This window comes from Candidatus Latescibacterota bacterium (genome assembly GCA_019038625.1).
GTDB lineage: Bacteria > Krumholzibacteriota > Krumholzibacteriia > Krumholzibacteriales > Krumholzibacteriaceae > JAGLYV01.
The window spans coordinates 1-20,075 of sequence record JAHOYU010000175.1 but is presented as its reverse complement, the minus strand read 5'-3'; the positions used below and the strand labels follow the sequence as shown (position 1 = coordinate 20,075).

Annotated in this window: 11 protein-coding genes; all 11 read left to right on the top strand. The window is 47.4% G+C overall.

Features of this window, described 5'->3' with window-relative positions; all coding sequences use genetic code 11:
- The 11 genes from KOO63_12565 (at position 1) to KOO63_12515 (ending at position 19,926) form a co-directional block, all read left to right on the top strand.
- The gene (locus KOO63_12565; GenBank protein MBU8922643.1) at positions 1 to 3,657 is read left to right on the top strand and encodes a tubulin-like doman-containing protein; all 3,657 of its coding nucleotides are present in this window, start codon (positions 1 to 3) and stop codon (positions 3,655 to 3,657) included.
- A 12-nt stretch (positions 3,658 to 3,669) separates the two neighbouring features.
- Positions 3,670 to 4,659, top strand: a complete 990-nt coding sequence (locus KOO63_12560) for a hypothetical protein (protein MBU8922642.1) — start codon at positions 3,670 to 3,672, stop codon at positions 4,657 to 4,659.
- Positions 4,656 to 7,286 carry a hypothetical protein gene (locus tag KOO63_12555; GenBank protein ID MBU8922641.1) on the top strand — a complete coding sequence of 877 codons (2,631 nt, stop codon included), beginning with the start codon at positions 4,656 to 4,658 and terminating at the stop codon, positions 7,284 to 7,286. Before KOO63_12560 ends, KOO63_12555 begins: the two co-directional genes overlap by 4 nt.
- 2 nt (positions 7,287 to 7,288) lie before the next feature.
- Positions 7,289 to 10,846, top strand: a complete 3,558-nt coding sequence (locus KOO63_12550; GenBank protein MBU8922640.1) for a hypothetical protein — start codon at positions 7,289 to 7,291, stop codon at positions 10,844 to 10,846.
- A gap of 13 nt (positions 10,847 to 10,859) precedes the next feature.
- The gene (locus KOO63_12545) at positions 10,860 to 12,998 is read left to right on the top strand and encodes a hypothetical protein (protein MBU8922639.1); all 2,139 of its coding nucleotides are present in this window, start codon (positions 10,860 to 10,862) and stop codon (positions 12,996 to 12,998) included.
- 110 nt (positions 12,999 to 13,108) lie between these two features.
- On the top strand, positions 13,109 to 14,692 hold the full coding sequence (locus KOO63_12540; GenBank protein ID MBU8922638.1) for a hypothetical protein: 1,584 nt from the start codon (positions 13,109 to 13,111) through the stop codon (positions 14,690 to 14,692).
- Positions 14,689 to 15,330 carry a hypothetical protein gene (locus KOO63_12535; protein ID MBU8922637.1) on the top strand — a complete coding sequence of 214 codons (642 nt, stop codon included), beginning with the start codon at positions 14,689 to 14,691 and terminating at the stop codon, positions 15,328 to 15,330. Before KOO63_12540 ends, KOO63_12535 begins: the two co-directional genes overlap by 4 nt.
- A complete protein-coding gene (locus KOO63_12530) occupies positions 15,314 to 17,473 on the top strand; it encodes a right-handed parallel beta-helix repeat-containing protein (GenBank protein MBU8922636.1) in 2,160 nt (719 codons plus the stop codon). The genes KOO63_12535 and KOO63_12530 overlap by 17 nt, the downstream gene beginning before the upstream one ends.
- A 13-nt stretch (positions 17,474 to 17,486) precedes the next feature.
- Positions 17,487 to 17,876 (top strand): hypothetical protein, encoded by a 390-nt coding sequence (locus KOO63_12525; protein MBU8922635.1) that lies wholly within the window; start codon positions 17,487 to 17,489, stop codon positions 17,874 to 17,876.
- Positions 17,877 to 17,919: 43 nt separating this feature from the next.
- Positions 17,920 to 18,951 (top strand): hypothetical protein, encoded by a 1,032-nt coding sequence (locus tag KOO63_12520; protein MBU8922634.1) that lies wholly within the window; start codon positions 17,920 to 17,922, stop codon positions 18,949 to 18,951.
- Positions 18,952 to 19,269: 318 nt separating this feature from the next.
- Positions 19,270 to 19,926: an IS3 family transposase gene (locus tag KOO63_12515; GenBank protein MBU8922633.1), complete on the top strand. Its 657-nt coding sequence runs from the start codon at positions 19,270 to 19,272 to the stop codon at positions 19,924 to 19,926.
- The last annotated feature ends 149 nt before the right edge of the window (positions 19,927 to 20,075 follow it).

Here is a 20,075-nt window from a genome sequence, read left to right as displayed (position 1 = left end):
ATGATTAATGATCGTAAACATCCACCGACACTGTTCATCGGTCTGGGTGGAGCCGGCGGGCAGATCGTCAACCGGATAGCTTCCATTCTGGGAGACAGGGATGACTGGGAACTGCTTCAGAAGACGATGCAGTTCTTCGTTATCGATACAGACAAGGCTGATCTGGATGGGTGCAGGCACGTACCCCAGGCGCACCGTTATGCCATAAGCGGGTTCGACAAGGGGCTCTGGGTCAAGGATAAACTCGGACGAGGTGGGGCGAGCAAACCTGATCCCGATCCAAGGGTCGATCAGTGGATTCACGACTGGTATAACTTCCGTTCTTCGCAGGGCGCGGGAGCCGGCCAGATAAGGATAGAGAGCAGGGTGAGCCTCTACAACAGCCTCGAATCGACCGACCTGATCAAGCGGCTCGAGTCAGCTATCCTCTCGACCATCGACATGCAGAACACGATGCTGTCCTATGAAGTAAAGAAGTTCAACGTCTTCATGTACTATACTGTGGCGGGAGGCACTGGTTCGGGTGCCCACCTGATGTTTGCTGCGATCATTCGAAACCTGATCAATAACTTCGGATGGTCGGCCAATATAACCGGCATATCGATGCTCTCCACTCTCGTTCTGCCAAAAATCCGGAACATGAGGCAGAGAGGAGACATCATGGCCAACGGATACAGCGCCATGAAAGAGGACGAGCACCTGATGCATCTCAAGGTCTTCTCTGACCTTCGTGATGCCAGGAACAGGAGATCGTTTGTCTATCATCCATTTATTTCAGATACCGAGATAACCGAAAGTCCGTTTGATTTCATCTATGTTATAGATACCAATCCGGACGTTTTTATCGATAACTGGAAGGTATCGGTTGCAGACGCAATTTATCTACAGCTGTTCTCGCCGATATTCGCTCACAGGAACAGCGACTACGACAATTACGAAAAGAACCAGAAGCGGCTCGCTAGAGGACTTTACAGTACGTTCTATGGGAGTTACGGTTGCTCCGTTCTGGTTCTTCCCGATAACGACCTTCTCGAATACTGTTCGATGAGGAAGACCGCCGACGTGATCCAGGAACATCTTTCTGCAAGACTGTTTCTTATGCTTCCTTCAGGTAAAAAGGATTATATCCCTAAGCTTGATGATCTCGAAGGACTGGACAGCAAGGAACAGGATCGCCTCTATGACGAAAAATTCGTGGAATATATGCATGACCGTCAGGACAGCCACGGAGGCAATAAGTATCTCAACGAATTGAAAAAGGCAGGGTATGCGAAATCTCTGAATCTCAAGGGGTTGCAGAACTCGGTCGATGATCTGGCCACAAAACCGATGGACGAGGAAAGCAAGAGCCTGCTGTACAAGCTGATTCTTCCGGAAGACATCTCACCTGAGAATATGGATGTATTCGAAGGCGATGAATCCGGGGATAGCGGATCGCAGCCCGGCGGTGGCAAGGTGTCGCGCCAGTACCTGGCCAAGCTCGAACCATTCTTCTTCGCTTATAATAAATTCGGTGATGTACTGGAGAGTACGTTGCTTATCGAAGAACGGGAAGGCCTGAATTATCTGTCTACAGGCACTTTCCGGCGTTTCTGGGACAGGCTCAGTTCACTGTTTTTCGAAGATACCGCAAGGGCCGTTCAGTTGCAGCATCACAGGACCACTCGCGGGGAGAGCGCGAAGGAGGAGAGTTGGGAGGACATGCAGGATATCTTCGATGCGAACATAAAGTTGAATCGAAGAGACCTGCACAGCGCGAGGGAGAAAGTCCGTCAGAAGACTAATATGATGGACGACACATTAAAGAGGAGTTTTATTACCGACTTCCTCGCTCACGAAAGAACGCCGTTTCATATGCAGAGGCTGTTCATAATCGCCAACATCAAACTCAGTGATTCAGTCTGCACTATTTTGAGGAAAGTCCTGGAACAGAACAGGCTCGATAATAGCGAACAGGCTCTTAACGAATCGATAGCAGTAATCAGGGGCGATGAAGAACTTCGAGAAGCCTCGAAGACAAAGTGGCACGAATGGATATCAGAAGTCACACGGGGAAGTGGTGCCGAAGACTTCAGCCAATCAGTCGAGAGACTGGATATGTGGATCAACACCATATCTACCCGGTATTCGACCCTCGTATTTCTGCAGTTCTATCACGATCTTCACGCGAAGTTGCTCGAGATCTTCACTGAACTGGGCGAGACATTCCGCATGTTCAGCACACAGGCCGATAAAGAGATAAAGGAACTTGCCAGGCAGGCCAGCGAATTCCAGAAGAATCCTGGGGGTGATACACAGGCCGAACAGTATTACAACGATATCGAGGCTTTACAGGGCTTTGACGGTGCTCGGATGTGGAATGAATACTACAACGTGTTCGTCAAGGAAAGTGTGAAAATAAGGACCAGAGAGGTACATAAGACGATCGCAAGCGTTTTCAGCGATCCCAACCTGACGACCGTCAGGGACCAGGTCGACCGGATCCGGATCGTATTCACGGAAAACGTCAAAGAAGCCCTGAGGCCGAGGATCGTCGGCACGTACAAGGAAGGAAAAGAAAAAAGGGGGCTGAATCTGCAGCAGGCTCTTATGGCCGAAGCACAGCTTAAATTCAGAGGGCGGCTCAGAGCGATGGGAAGACTGGAGGACTGTGAGGAGAACTGGATCGATATTGTCTACAGTACCGAGAAAAAACTTCTCAATCGTTCTCAGCGCGAACTTGATGTCGAGATGCAGAGATTCATGAGGAACTATCTCGAAACCAAGATATCTACATGTGTCAGGCGAAGCGCGATTATGGCCAATATCGATATGGAGGATATGGAAGTAACAGAGTATTCGTGCAAGCAATCACTCGTGTGTTATGACCATGATCTGTATCCTGATCCGAAGCCTGATGTGCAATCGCTTGATTTTCCTCACCTGGTAAGAAGAGTAAGTCCTGAATTTGTTGATAAGGATTATTCCGATAACGGGAAAATGGCTATTTTCTACCGCGCGGTGCTCGGTGTTCCACTCTTTGTATTCAGAAACCTGGTAACCACGATGAAGGAGGCTTACAACACCAGACTCGGAGAGAGGGACTGGACGAGACCTCAGCACGGCCGCCAGTATCCCCTTCATATAGATAGAAACTGGGAAATGGGTGATCCGGGCATCGATGAAAGCAAGCTGCCCCTATCTCTCGATCCTGAAGAGGCTCTCGTCTCGAGTAGCATGATCAACGAGGAGAGCTGCAAATTCTTCTCATACTGGTACACCCTTTATAAAGAAGGGCATATCATCCGTGATGACGACAGGGGATTCGTGGTTCCTTCAGGCAAACTGGGCAACATAGGAGAAGATATTCTTCTCGGGCAGTCCGCGAGAGAAGCTATCCAGGCGATGATGAAGGCTCACAGTGCGCATGAATTGATGGAGAAGACGTTCGGATCGTCAAGTGCTCTTGATCTCGATGAGATCGAAAAGCAGAGGGAATTCTGTCTGTCGCTGCTGTCAGGCGATGTATGGGGGAACGAGGAAGACGATACTGAGATAAAGGAGCTGGCCGATCTCCTTCAGGAATATATGGAGTGCGAGAAGAAAAAGATCCTTGAGACAAAAAGAAAAGAAAAACATCGCCAATCTTATGATAGTGGTCTTGGAAAGAAAAGTTAGTCTGGAATCGGTATGAAAGAAGAAAACCGGCAGATTGTATTCCTGGGGCGGCACTGGCCCGAGACGGCTGAACTTGTCAGTTCTTCCGGGCGAAGAGTATGGATGGACCATTATGCTTCCCATAAGAGTTTTCCAGTTCCCGGTGCTGGCAAGGGAAGGAACGGGCGTGGCGTTATTATCGTAGACTGTTCCGATTTCGAAGCGGTACAGGCCAGCCATTCTTATGAGGGAGAATGGTTGATAGTCGCTTACCTTCCAGATGTTTACAGCATGAATGTAGAATACGAGACCAGGCTCCTGACTGAGGCAAGGATATACGGCGGCCTCCGTGACCTGGAACTGCGGGTCGTAGGCAGGGCTGATGCTTCGGGGACCCTGTTCGTGCTTGATAATCCAGGAGGCTTCTATTCTCAGGAGATGATTGTCAGGATGGCGGAAACTGTCTGGATTCTGAACGACAAGCTCGAGGAACCCCTTCAACGATTGTCGAGATGGCCGGAGTGTTGTCGTACACTGGGGATATATCAACCAGAGGACAAAAAAAGCAAGGTCGAGTCGGACGACACAGCATCGTGGGAGAGGATCCCGCCGGTTACACCGGGTGAGGAGTATCCTGAAGAGGTTCGACGTGCCATGAGCCCCGCGCGGTTGAAAGTACCCTCCGAAGAGACGGTATTTCACGCGGGGAACCAGTGGCTGTCTATAGGGGTTGCAAGGACACTGAGCGACTTTACCATCAGTGGGATCTACTATGAATCGTTTAAAAGAGTGCTCAACGATCCCTTGCCCGCGTGGCCCGAACCTGGTGATACAGGGGCAGATCCACGAAAAGGATTCATGAAAAAGTATGGGAAAACGGTAAAAAACAGACCTCAGGTGTTGGATAAATACTTCGATTCTCTCGCACGCAGGACAGCGCCCGACAGAGCAGATATCTCCGGGAAGATGCCCGAATTCGTAATGAGATGGCTGGGCTTGAGTGAAAACGGCGGTGAGAATTGAAGATCCTCAAGTGCCAGTCGATAATTCTGGGAATCGGCGAGATGGGTGAGCAGGTGGCTCAACACTATCTCGACGAGTACGGAGAGGGAAGTTCAGAGGATATCAATCGTGAAGATTCCTCGACATTCATCGTACTGAGCCATTGTACGAAAAGATCAGGTAAAATCGATCGTTCGCCCGACAGATTGTGGTCGAGCAGCGAGAACAAACTCCTGGAAAACATTGCGACAGCTTTTGAAAAGCTTCTCGGTGACAGGCCGGTAAAGAATTTCGGATACTCTTATTATCTCGACGTTTTCGTCTGCGGGGCCTGGCGCGATGAGGATTTCAGGTTCTACCTTCCTCTTGTACTACCATTTATCGAGCGGCTCGCTCACGAAAGATACTCGTCAATATTCAGTTTCAGGGATGACTTGTGCAACGCGCGTCTTTTTATTCATCCAGTTGCCCTGTCGGTAAACATGCCCCGCGAGCCGAGCCGAAAGATCATCGCTCGCCAGTTGGCAAACATCGAGGCCTGGCATACGAATCTTCAGAAAGAGGGGCGACCCGCCATACCGAGGTTCTTCCTGTATGATGGATTTACGAACAATATTCAGCTTAACGATGTTGAGATCGTAGGTATCACATCACACTTTATCGGTCTCTGTACCAGGGGAGGAATCCGGGCTGATTCTGAATTTCGTCTACTGCTTAATTTTTCGAAATACGGAGAGGATTTCTTCTGTGTATTGAGTCTGGCGACTATTCAATTCACAAGAAAATATTTCCATCAGAAAGCACTCTCGCTGATAGTCGAAGATCTGTATAGCCAGATGGCCAGGGTTCCCGAAGGAAGAAATGTAGGGCAGCCGGCCCAGCAGGCTGAAATTCTGGGGATTTCCAGAATTATACAGGACGAGATAATAGATTCCAATACTCTGCGTAATGTCACAGGCAGAGAAAGATACAGAGACACGATCCACGAAATGCTTTTTCATTACAAGGGAAGGATCAGCGCCACTACTCCTGCTCTTGAAGAAAGACTTTTCGAGATCTTTGCTTCAGGCCAGACCTTCCCTCTGGAACCGTATCGGTATCCCCCGGAAACTCTGGAGAGGTATTTCGACCGGAAATGGCTCGAACACCTGATCGACAGTTGTTACCCTCCTCCGGGGCAGGACGTCGCTTTGGACTTTCATAAAAAGGCCCGGTTACTCAGAGATATATGCAACAGCGAACTCAAACGCATCATGGGAATGCTTGATAACGAGCTTGTCGATCTCCTCGAAACGGGAAAGGCTGGTTATTCACTGAATACATTTTGTGCGGCCCTCAGGACGTGCGAGGAAACTATAATCCGTCAGGCGCGAAGACTGCTTGATTCCGAAGAGGAAAAACTGCCTCAAAGAAGATGGAGATTTGCTATCGTGCGCGACATGTGGGCCCGGTTGAGGGGACAGATCTGGAATTATATCCCGGGCTACGCTTTCAGGATCTGGATCCCGCTTATGGCCGTGTTTTCAACTCTACAACTACTGGCAATTTTCAGGCTCTGGAAGACATTCGTCGATCCTTCTACAGAGGGGGCGAGATTGCTGGAGAGTTTTAATGAGCATCCCATGCTGTTTCCAGCCCTTCTGATAGTCTCATTCATAATCTGTTTTCCCTTGCTGGGCCTGTACCATTTGTACACCAGGCGCCGGCTCAAGAAATATCTTGATACGACGCCATCGGAATCAAGCAGGATCATGGAAGAAGTGATGGAGGATGATGCTCCTGAATTAGTAGGCGGAGTTGACTATATGGGAGTTTTCCCCGCAGCCGGCTCACTGATGGCTAGAAAGACCGGCTCATGGTGGTATAAGCATGAGGAGCTGGGATCGTTGAGCCTGATCCAGGGGTTATTGAAATTTGTGGAGATCAGGGTTAGAAAAGCCCGGGAAACAGCCGCAAAAGTCCTGGAAAGAATCGAAGATAAACTGAAAATGCTGCATGAAGACAGGGAACTGGAGGTCGAGAGGAATCTTTATTTCAACGATTATCTCGTCGATCCTCAGGATGCAGAACAGTTTGCCATCCAGATCAACAAGAGTCTTTCGATCAGGATATCAGCCCAGAATGTCGCGTACAGGTTGTGCCGTGATGGTGTTGATTCATTCCTCAATGAAGTGGCGGATTTCGACCGTGTCCTGTCAGAGGCGGAAAGGGAGATACCCTTCTTCAAAGATTGCAGTGTCTTTTCGCTTCCATCTCAAGAGGAAAAACTCTTACTTTCACTTGGAAAATTCCTTACAGGACTGTCGGACAGACTTTCTCACGGCCAGATATTTCACTTTCTGACATCGCAGGAACAGGACAAGCTCATCGAGGATACGAAGATATTTCTCGTATGTCCCCAGGAAGCTTTGAGTTTTATTCAGACTCTGGAGAGCAGGGCGATGGCATCATTCAAGAAGATTATATCCAGCGAAAAGGACCATATCTGGGGTTTGCGGATCATTCGTGACATCAGTATTCAATCGATTCTGCGATACATGTACCCGGACCACAGCAACGATGAGATAGACGATTTTATGGAAGAATGGATTAAGAGCAGTGACGAAACATTCGAAGACATTAAGCCATGGGATGAATTAAGAGTCTGAAAATGAATAACCTTCTGAACGAAATATTTGGTAACGGCCTGAATGAAATAGGTGAAGCATTGCAGGCTGCTGCCGTCCTCTGGGTGTTTCCCGTATATATTTTCATCCTTTTTGCGATTGGTACGTACCTGTTTTATCTCGGACGACGATTGAGAATCGAACAGGAGCAGGATATCGATCTGTTGTTGGATGAGTTCCCATCTTTGAACGCCAGGTATGGAGACATCGGATCTGACTTTGAAGGGAAGAGCGGTTCCTCCGCGGAACCTGATAAGGATGAAGAACCGGGTGTAATAATAGAGGAAGACGATAATCCCGAAAATGCTGAGATCGACCGTGATATTGAAGAAGTGACCGGGATCGGATCAGGAAACGGACAACCCCTGAATCAGGATAACAACATTGAAGATAATGACTCTGAAACTGATAAAAGATTTTCTTCGGCCGGTCTCAGAGATAAAGAGGGGATGTGGCAGATTGCGGTTCATGACGCTCCGTTGCTTGTCATATCCCTCATCATAGTGGCCGTGATATATGCTGTAATCTCGCTCTTCATAGAACGGGCTGTGGGTGCAGACCCGCTGAGTCTTCTGCTCCAGAGAACACCTGCTGGACCGATTCCGGAACCCATTAGCAGATTCTTATTTGGTTCGAGGAGTTTCTTTCTGCCAATGGTGTTGTATACGATACTGGGAGGTATTTTACTCGTTATTCTACCGCGCCAGGTCTACCGTATCTTCAATCTGGACTGGCTCCACGTCGAACCTTTCTCAAGGCGGTCCCGCATCGCAAGGCGCACGTGGAGAGTGTTGTGCTTCGTGAATTATAATCGTCTCGATGGCAGCACAAAGAAATGGCTTGTGATACTGGTACCTGTCTATGTGCTGTTTCTGCTTGTTTCCGACCTGCTGGCGATATTTTTCAGTCTTTATCTTCCGCCTGCATTTCTGGCAGCGGCCCACCTGTTCCCGGTTGTATTGCCTCGGATGTTTGCACCCGTCTGGGGCAGCCGTATCGATTTTACCCGTTCTCCCATGAAGACGGGCCGGAAAATTGAAGTTGAAAAACTTCCAGAATTTCTTTCAGACAAAAGATATCTGGGAACCGGGGGAGATGACTCCGCGATAAAGTACAGGGAGACCATCCATCAGAATGCTGGAAATGCCGTGCCGGTTCCTGATGCAGAACTTTCCGATCGAATGAAGGACAGCCTCGAGCTCTTCGGTAGACGTGATATTGAAGCATTCCTTTGCCATGCGCTGGAAAAGCTTTTATCAGAAAAGCTGTCCCTTGTTGTCAATGGCCCAAGAGGGTCGGGTCGTGAGGTCGTTGGTATCCTGTGCTCTATAGAAGCAGCATTTCGCGGTGGAAGCTCTCTTATACTGGTGAGGAATGCCGATCAGGCGGCAAAGCTTATCCGAAGACTTGAAGCGTTCAGTAACCATTATCCCGCAGTGCAATGTTTCAACATAGAATATGCGGGGAGCGAACACCTCTTCGAAGTAAAGGGTACGGCTGATAAAATAGATATTCTGGTTGCCGATCTCGGTTCATTTGACAGGATCGCCGACCATGAGAACCGGTTGTCGCTATTCTGGACAAGAATGGATCTGGCGATAATATTTGAGACTGATGAGTCGTCGCCCCTCATAAAGGCTGAGATACCGTTCATTATAAAGAGAATGACATCACTCGCTGGTAAGCAACCAGCGGACCTTCCTGTCATGGTCTCGGTTCTCGACGGTGCTCGGGAGGACCAGAGGTCTTTTAACAGGCTTCTAAGCCGCGAATTTGTCGAATTACCACTTGGTTATGCGGGCGGTTCAAGGATAGATCTGATGACAATGGGCAACAGGGGGCGGGACAGCCTCAATTTCAAGGACGACCTTGACCTGTTGACACGGTTTGGTAGCGGTATGGCGGATGCGGGATATGAGAAGTTCTACCTGAGCATAGGGCCGAGAGCAAAAGCGAATCTTGACAGTCTTGACCTGGCGCGCTGGACCACCAGAGCGGAAGAATTCGCAGAAGAATCAGTAGTCGTAAGCCTGGTCAGGCTTCTTCCGGAAACATTCTTTACCCAGGTCTCGGAGATACGGGAACTATCGAGAGCATGCACCACGGGACATCATATCTGTTTCATGATGCCTCCGAGAGACGGCTTCGAGCAATGGCTGCATGACCATTTAGGAGAATTCCTGCAGTACAGACACAATCAGGTGTCACCTGTTCTATTGCCAGGCATCGATAATCCTATCCTTAATCGTAAACAGATGACGCGACTGATCCTTGAAAAACCACAACCTGTAGACCGAATCGCGGAACTTTTCGGGAAAAGAGCCCTCGAGGATCTGTTGATCAGTTTGAAGGCGGAATGTAAAGGCAAGGAAGAACAACCTGTACAGATAATTAATGACCCTGTTTATGGGAAAACCTTTTCTTACAGGCGCGATACAGGGTATGCCATCCCAGTCACCCGGACGGTTGACGGGGCTGTCGATGATCCGGATCATGATATTCCGCCGATCGAAGTGCGTTGTATAGAACTGGGGATTCGAAGAAAAATAGACCCTCAGCGGCAACTTTCGATTCTGTGGCCGGGAAGGATCTTCTCACTTAATGGAGAACGAGTAAGAGTAAAAGGATTGCCGATCAAGGGTGTCCTTGAATGTTATCCGGAACCTGAAGATCTACGAACCCTGAAGATAAGGCAGATATTCATTCTCGAGAATAAAGACATCACTCTGGCGAGTGATCATATCTTTTCTGAAGAGGGAATAGGAATCTACAGGACAAGGATGAAAATAAAAGAAGTCATCCTCGGGTACAGGACCTGGAGGGGTCAGGATCTTATCGAAGAATCATTGTATGGCATAGAAGGCCAGATCACTTCAGAGATGGAAGTAGATGCTTCGGTCCTGTTTTTCCCTGGTCTCGATTCCGAATCGGCTCATCTTATTGCTCACGTCCTGAAGCGTTATCTCAAGATGGTATGCCTCGATACAGAGGATGTAATTGATGTGACACATAACTGCTTTAAGCCTTTTAGCAGGGGAGTGGCAGAGAACCTTTATTATGATGTGACCATAATAGATAATGTGCCGGGAGGGTTGGGTGTCTGTAACATGATAGAGCCCGTCCTTATCAGGAAGATCGCAGCCTTGATTGTATCTATGCACGAAGAGGGAGCCGAGTGGTACAGGATTCAGGATTGTTTTTTCCCCAGACTTGGGAAGTTTGACCATCTTCCTCCGGATCCGTCTCCGGAAATGGATATCACTATAGCCGATCGCGTTGTGGAGTATTTCAAGAAGGTGGTCCTCGCAAGGGATCCGGAAGCGGATGAAGAACCCCTGGATTTCGGCTGTAATCTCTGGATAGACGGATCAGAAGATGAGGAGACAATGGAAGGAATAGAGACAGCTCTCGGTAAAGAGGTGACAGAATATTCATCGGACACCGAAGCTGACGGGTCTGAATGGTCGGATCCAAAAAGTGAACTGATGTCAAAAGTATACGCTGATGCTAACAGGATAGGAAGGCCCGGAAAGGGCAAGTAAAAAGAGGAGGAGCATGCCTCAATTAAGAATTCTGATAAACGAATGGGAATCCGACCTTGGGAAAGTAGGATACGATTCAGTGTTCGGCAAGGACGCCGTAGGATCGATCGAGAGAAAGATATTCAGGAAGAAAAGCGGACAGCAGGCTCCGAAGGAATACGAAACGTCTCGTGACATGATACGCGGCTTTGTAGATCGTTTTTCTCCTGAGCTTCAGGAGATTTTCGGAATCGATAGGGAATCTCTTTCCAGTATCCTGAACGAGAATGACGATCAAGGGCTGATAAATGACTGGAATAATATCAATGCCGGCAAAGAAAATAGCGATTCCATTTTCAGGATGATATCGGCAAAACTATTTGCCCTGATAATGGAAAACGAACCGACTGATGTTATTGCCGAAGGAGAAGCTGATGAGCCGGCTGTTGATACGACAGAACTTCCAAAAGATAAGGTCGTGCCGGATGAATTCTTCGGCAGGGGAACGGTCCTGGACGAAATAAGGGCTACATTGCGGACTGACGAGGAGATATATAGAGGCTGGAGAAGTATGCTTGCAACAGTGCAAGCCCTCCTGCAGACATTCGGGGCCTGGTTTGACAGCCAGAAAAAAAGCGATTCCATCAGTTTCGCCAGCATTGCTATCGCACGTGCTGAAATAGCAGGTATCCAGGAAGAAGCAGGATTTTTCCGCGAGGTCACAGTGCCGAGGATAGAGATAAGCGTGCCCGTGGAACCACCGATGCAATTGTTGTCAGGATATCCGACATACAATATGAAAGATCTGAAGCTGGTTTTAGCACCATATGTATCCAAGAGCATCAAGGCTGAAGCTCTGGACGACGATTGGGACATGTCGTTGTCTTCAGACATGACAGAGATTACCATCAATGACTGGTCCCAGACCGCGCCAGACGACATTAAGCGACTGAGCGATCTATTTTTAAGACTCAGGAACATAGTGCGTAGTCCAGCTTCTATGGAGAATAATCTGCCTCTGGATCCTGATATCGGCACACTTCTCGATTCTCTAGCGGGTAGGGCAATCCAGGGCATTCCCAATTGCTGGAGGCGGGTAGGAGATCTTATAGTCGGGGTACGTCCCAATATCATCTATGACAACGGGAGTTTTTGCGGTGAGAGCCTGCAGCTTTCAATTGTTCTCGGTGCCGTGGGAGAAGAGCCGATACCGGAAAATTTTTCGGACGAACTGGTCAGCCGTGGAACCGTGACTATATGGAGTAACCGGGGATTACTTTTTCTCGGCATGATGGTCCCATCTCTCGAAGAAATGCGATCAAGGTATCCAGAATTCATGGAATTTGGGCTGGAAGCCTCTATGGTGTTGTCAGCCTGCGGTGCATCGAAGAATATCCCTGTTGAGGATTGGCAGGAAGATCTCAATTCGCTTCCGAAGAGGCTGGAGATGGACCTCGGGCGACTGAGACACCATTGGCTTCGGGAACGGCTTACATCAGAACTGCATGACTATGTCGCCCAGAGTAGGATAGATGAGGCGAGAGGTCTGCTTTCGCGAGTAGATGACAGAGAGGACAGGAGCTACCTCAAAGCACGTTTCGTGACCAAGCTGTTCGATGTAGACAAGGAAGGCTCGTTGTCCGAATTGTTTTCCATGAATCCTGGAAAGGATCGACACAACACCTATCATTCGCTTATGGAAGTCTCCGTGGAGCAGGACAATAAAGAATTGCTGGAGGAAGTGTTCGGATCATGGCTCTCCACGGATGCAATGAGTACATATTATGAAGAGGATTGTACGCCGATACTGGAACTGGCAGCGGCAGGACTTGGGCAGAGCGGTATCCTTGATAGATATTCAGACGAATTGAACCCGGGAATCAGATCGGACTGGATAGTTCTTGTAATGCGCAGATTTCCCAGCAAGAGACGCGACATGGAATGGCGCAGAAGAGTCGATAATCTGATTAATGATCTGAAAGGTAACGGGTCTATGAATCTGGATAGACTGGCCGGACTTTTCGAGACATTGAGGAAAGCCGACCTTCCCGGGCGGGATAATGTCATCAGGGAGGCAATACCCATGCTTACTGTCGAGGCTCACAGAAAGTATTATGAAAAGCGTTTTGGTATCAAGTTGGGTAATTCGTCAGGAAAAGCAGAGTCTGATTGATGACACCTACTATGACAGGAATGTCCAAAAGTACTGAAACAGGATTGCCGTCCGCGTCATCCGTAATAGAACCAGGATACAGCATTTCGGTGGCACCATTAAGGCGATTCTTGCGAGATAAGCCTCTTCGCCTGATACGCAGGCTTTTGCCGCCGGTCGGCAGTATCCTGCATCTATCCAGGCTGTTTTTGCCGCGTAGATTTACGAGTATCGACAATATCCCTTCCGATCCTCTGATCCCGCTCGTCTTTTCAATAATTGCCATATCATCCGCGGTCTATTTTTATTTCCTGACTCCGGAGAAGGCTGCCTTGCTTCTCAACAACTCGATAGAGTTGCTGAAAGTCGATGAATTTCCCGATTGGACGATATTCAGATACACTGAGAGTTTCATCCGGAAGGTTCTGCAGGTCATATCGGACAGTCTTGTTTTTCTCTCCGTGAGAACTGCGATGATGCTCCTGGTTCTCCTCTGGTATTCTGTGACTCTTTCTCTCGCAAACATTATTTATTCGATAGACCGGTACAGGGAGTGGCTTTTCTGGAAGAGATCGGCGAAGTTGTTTACCCGATTAAAAGGGTATAGAGCAGCGATTTTCCGAAAAGGAACGAGTAAGATCCTTTTCGGGAATCTCAGTATTATTCTAATGACAGTCCTGGCATCGACTTCTCTGCTAGCACTATCTGATTCAATCAGGCCTCTTTTTGAACTGTCTTCCCGGATCCCGATCGACAGGAACACTCATCTGATAATATCCGGATCATTAATCGTGATATGGATCATTCTTATCCTTGTTTTTCGTAAGCTCCGGGTCAAAACACTTGAAGAGATCCTGGCACTGGAGGAAGAATCGAGGCATCCGAAAACATCACCAGTCCCCGATCTATTTCTGGATGGACTTACTCCACTTCCGCAGATAGATCCATCTGAGCCAGTAGATTTTGCATGCCAGGATCTGAGAGCCGTTGGTAAAGGTAAGGCCGCAGGACGAGTATTCTCGACCTTGTTTTCGTTCAATAAGATATCACAGTACCATTATCTCCCCGCTGGTAATCACGCTGGAGCGCTACGATTCAGGGATTCACGACTTAAACTCTCGGACAGGAGTTTCATCGTATCGAAGGAAGAACAGGAAGAAAATCTTGAGATGACCTGGACCGGACCGGAACCTCTAGATATCGTAAGGGACCTGCTGGAGATAATGTATCTGTCCGCCACTGTGTCAGGCCGAATAGGGAAACGACACAATTCAGTGATAAGAGAATTCTGTAAAAGTTACGAGCTATGTCTTGTTATAGGCGAAGAGGAACTCTCGGAGCTGGTTCTCGAAATGGGCGAAAAGGATTGGATGAAAAGAGAGCCTGCTGCAATTGGAAACGGAGTCAAAGAACTGCTTAATCGCCAGGATAATATCACTTCTATCGAGGAGTACATCTCATCCTGGATAAGGTACCGGCCCGAGACTGTTTTTCGGCGCAGGCGCGACACCTTCGACCCACTCAGTAATGGATGTTTTGCCAATTCTGGTATTGGCATCTCTTCACTCGGGCAGATGCTTGTCCAGGCCATGGTGTTTTCCGATCGTAGAATCGATGGGAAAGAATCAAAAATGATATCTGTGCTCGGGTTGGAAGGGGAATTCGATTCGAGACATGAAAAAAATACTGTGGAAAATGGCGGACAAACAGCATGAAGATAATAAATTGGATAAAGGATGCGATCAGCAGAGTTAAGACTCGAAAAAGAAGCCGGGGAGAACCTGATGTGGTCTCAGATGACCAGGGAATTGAGGTAGACGATACAATGCTTCAGGTTCCGATTGAAGAGGATGAGGTTGTAGTAGGGGACGTAGATGATCCCGTAGAAATCGAGGAAATCGAAAGCGCGGAAATAAACGAAGTGACAGAAGAAGTTGTTGAAACAATTATTGAAAAAAAGACTGAAAAAGGACGGGCATATAGACAGATAAGCTCTATCCGCGAAGTAAAACGAGCAGGATGGAAAAACTCCGGACCGGATCTTTCTGGTGTGACCTATCATGATCAGGAAGAGGAAGATAATATGAGGGGTGAAGAATACAATATCATGTCCGGGCAGGAGAGATTACAGGTACGAAAACCGGCACCTGGGACGGTGATCAACATGCACAAACTTGGGAAAACACCGGTTATCCAGGGAAAAGCGATTTTCACGGTTTCGGAACCGAGCGATACGGATATAGTGGTTGATCCGGCGCTGGATCTTGGGGATGACTTGTTCAGTGAAGTCGCCAGAAGAATAAATCTGAAGTTAAGACGATCACAAAGCAACCTTGATGAAATCAAGGAATAATATGTATATCTGTCCGGCATGCAGAAGAAAATGGCTAGACGAAAACGCGGCAGCTAACGGTTTTGTCTGCTACAGGTCATGCGACACTCCTTTGGTCCAGACGGAGGAAGAGGCCGGGGCACATCTCAACTATCTGGATAGTGTTCTCCTGGGGTCGGATTCCGGTATAGAGAACATACGTGACGCGGTACTTGCAGTGAAACCTGGCGGGATTATTGAGATACCACCAGGGAGATACAGGGAACCGGTTATAATCGATAAGCCAATAACCCTGAAAAAAGCAGATGGTGGAGGAGGAGAGGTATTCCTCGAGACTGTTTCGTCTCCGGCAATAAAGGTTTTCAGTGAGGATGTTGTCCTAAACGATATCAGTGTGTTTCGGGGCCTGGACGAAGGCGGATTTCCTCTCGTTGACATCCACACCGGATGTTTGAAAATGGATGGGTGCCGTTTTGACTGCAGGAAAGGGCTTGGGATAAATATTCAAGAAAAAGCGATGTTCATATTGACCGGATCGTCTATCAGCCAACCGGGAGATTATGGAATAAAATGTGAGCGTGGTGCGAGCTTAACTGTATCGCAAACAAGCATTAATGGTGTAGTGGCCGGTCAGGAAGGCAAACAGAAAAACACGGAACTCTTTAAACCCAGGGGGACGGGCATAATAGGCGTTGCCGAGAATGCACTTGAACTATCCAGTCTGAAAATCTCTGGATTTGCTATAGGATTGGAATCAAGTGGATCGCATGGGGGAATAAGAAAAGTTGATGTCGATGGCTGTACGAGATCCATCAATTTGGAGGCTCCGGACCATCTGAGTCTGGACGAGATCAAACTCAGGGGGAGAAGTGCTTCCCATCTGGAGATCATTGGCGGGGAATGTTCGGTCTCGAATTCGTCCTTTGTGGGTGGAATAGAGCAGGTAATTGCGTCTAAAGGAAAACTGTTGTTGTCGGATAGTAAAATGATAGATTCTGGATCGGTAGCCTGCCGAATTGAGGATTGCCCGGGGACAGAAATGATAAGATGTACTATAGCTGATGGCAAAGGAAACGGTATTCAGGTTTCCGGAGATTCGGGCATAACTCTGGAAAATAACAAGATAAAAGACATTTCAGGAGCGGGAATAATAGTTATCGATGGATCAGCATCCAATATCGATGACTGTAAATTGGATGGATGCGGTGTCGGTATCTATGTCATGTCTGGTGCGAGACCGACGGTGTCAAATACAAAGATAAGGGATTCACGGGGTTCTGGAATCCTGCTCCAGAACTCAGCCACGGGTTTGTATAAAGATGTGGAAATCTCGGACTCAGGGGCCGATCAATTCGTTGTTGGAAGAGTTGATGAAGCAGTCAGATTGGAGGCATGTAAATTTTTCCGTGGGAATGCTGCTGGAATCAGAGTGGTGGATGGAGGAACGGCGGATATCATCAATTGCATCGTTGACGGACCCGGAGGGAATGGTCTGATTCTGGGTAAGGGCTCCAAAGCAAAACTGAAAAGCACTGCCGCGAGGAACTGCAGAGAAAGCGGGATCCTTGCTGGTCCATTGTCCGAGATAATATTGCAGGGAATAATAATGGAAAAGAACTACAGGTGTGGGATGTGGGCTGTGGGTGTCAGGGAGCTGGAAATCAATGAATCGACGATTCTGGGTAACGGGTTGTGCGGAATATATATGGACGAAGTAGAATCAGTTTCATTCAAAGAAAACGAAATAAATAACAACATGGGACCGGGAGTGACTCTGGTCGGAAAACAGGATGAAGGAAAGCCCGGGGCAGTCAGTATCAGGGGGACTAAATTCGAAAATAATCATCTCGAAGGAATACTTGGAATAGGACACCTCGACATGTCCGTACAGACAGGGGGATTCAAAGGAAATCTCGGTCCAGGTATAAAAGTATTCGGAGGAGTATCTATCGATCTGTCGGATTGTAAGTTTTCGGACAACAGGAAAAAGGCAGTCAGGATAGGGATGTGGAGTAATGCCGGATTCAGCAGATGTTCCTTTACCGATTCGGGAAGGTCGATCAGCCTCGCAAGACAGTCAAAGACAAAAATCATAGACAACAAGACGAAATTGCCCTGGGTCTGGAAAACTTTGGCTAAGTTATCTGGAAGATTGATAAGCTGAATGTGAGGGATAAGTGAAAAAAATAGTCATAATACTTGTCGCCGGAGCCACTCTTTGCGCGTCGATATACGGTAGCTGGTATTACTTCGTAGAAACTCTTTACCTTTCTGAGATAATTGGGCAGACTGAAAATCCGATGGCAAACATTATGATCAACCTGCTTGATTTCGATACCGAGCTGACTAGATACGATGTGCATCAACTCAAGTCAAAAGCGGAATACTGGAATAACAGGATCGATGAAGTAAATTCAATACAGGATCCGGAGCTGTGGGCCAAAGAACAGGAAAAACTTTTCGCGGAAATGATGGATGATCCATCCATGAAAAAGATCATAGATAAAGTAATCGGATTTGGTACTGAAGCCGTAATGCTGGTACTCGAATCGATAAGAATCTTCTAGCAGCACTTCAAGGCGATCAGTAATAAATTGAGGAGTAACTTGTATGGATTTGAAGATAAAAACATTATTTAAATCTATAGACTGGTTATCTGCTCTGATTTACTTCCTCATTATTCTTTCAATAGCTTTTGTTACTATTTGGGCGCTGGAAGGGTACTTTCATCCAGGAACTGATCTTGACGATTCCAATTCCAGTATCGTCTCAGATATAGAATACCACTTTTCAGTCAGAATGCCTGAGGGATGGCATCTGAATAGGGTGGATGATCCAGAATCTTTCTTCAGGTTCAGTATTACGTCACCGGACCAGTTAATTAGTCTCGGACTTTACGCATATAAATCAGGTTTAAATATTGACCTTGAAAAATTTGCTGATAGTGATCGAAATATGTTTGTCGGTATGGGGGAACTCAAGGAGGAAAGGAGAGTGAATAATCATTTTCCATACTCAACCATAGAACGTATATATGGAGTGAACGAAAAAGGATTCTATTGTCGAGCACGTTACAAAAGAGCAAGCAATTATGGGTATGTAGCAATGAGCTTTTCAAAAACTGAAGCGGTGACGGCCGATATTCCTATTCTCGACAGCCTCGATCCTTCAGTTCCAATATTTATAAAAATAAAGAGTAAGTTAAAGACGGTTATATCCTTTAAGAATATACTTGGTTCTATCTTTGGTCTAATTCTGTCTCTTGTAATATTCGTTGTTGTCATAATACCTGTCTGTTATCTAGTGCTTGTGCCTTTTGGATTAACGGGGATGGAGATGCGGAAAGGATTTAAAATGCTGGCAGCTTTGAGAAAAGTGAGAATAAACAGTATTAAGGAAGGACTAATTTTAAATAAAAAATACTATTCCGCTAAAAAGATAGCGATCTTGCGTGCTTTTGGCATTATGCTGGGTTGGGTGATTATTTACACAATACTTATTATTATCCTTCCAAGGAAAGCATTCTACTTTTCACTTATTGGATTAGTTGGAGTATTCACCGGGAACCTCGGGATAATACTACGGCCAAATATCGATCCTGGAAATCTCGTGGAGAATATCATTGAGTCGATATTTAACTGATGAACGTCTGTAAATATTGATCGAAATGAATATTTGTAATGTTATAATGTTCGTGTGATTTGGAGTCATGTCCTCACGAAATAGTTAGTAGGTGATCAGATAGGGGGACTTCCCCCAATTTTAGTGCAACTAAATAACTTGGTTATTCTCCAAAAGGATAATTGTACATTTTCATACGATGACAATCTTCAATGAAATATTAGTAAGTAAATCAGTTCCTATTCAAAGGTAATGGACGGGATTATTGCCCCCCTGAGCTGAAGTGAAAATTGCTTGTCAGTATGTGTATGGGAGCTTACGCTACCAAAGAGGCGAGAAGTGGCAGAGTATCTGGTGGCGGAGAAGAAACTGTCTATACGAAAAGCATGCGGGGCGGTAGGACAATCACGTTCAGCCTGGTACCGGCCGTTGGTAGATAAGCTGGCAAGAGATCGAGAAGTGATAGATGCACTTCAGGAGCTTATGGAAGACAACATACGCTGGGGGTTCTGGAAGTGTTTTGATCGGATCAGGCTGGATGGCCACCGGTGGAATCACAAGCGGATATACCGGGTATACAAGGAGCTAGGCCTGAACCAACGGCGCAAGACAAAGAAGCGGCTACCTGTGCGAACCCATGAGACTCTTGAGGTGCCTGCTGAGCCCAACGCTGTCTGGTCGATAGAATTTATGCACGACACGCTTTATATAGGTCGCCGGTTCAGGACCTTTAATGTGCTTGATGAAGGAGTAAGAGAGATCTTGGATATCGAGATAGATACATCACTGTCAGGAGAACGAATAGTACGTGTTCTTGAGCGTATAAAGAGCTGGCGTGGACTTCCAGCGTCAGCGCCCCAATTGCTTGAGCGAACCCCAGGTGCTCTTTTCCACACTGACTGGAGTGGAGACGCAGGCGAAGACGTAGCTATGCTGCATGATAGCGCCGAAGGCGATATGACCGTATCCGTCTTCTCCCCAGCCGGTCCCCCATGAATTCTTTATTATCCAACCCTGAGAATCCCAGCCGACAAGGACCACGACATGGTTCAACTCGGCAGCGCTGGCCGGATCAGTGTACAGGCCGCCCGAATAATAAAGGAACAGCTCGGACGCGTCTATTCCGACAGCCAACGGGCCGTAGT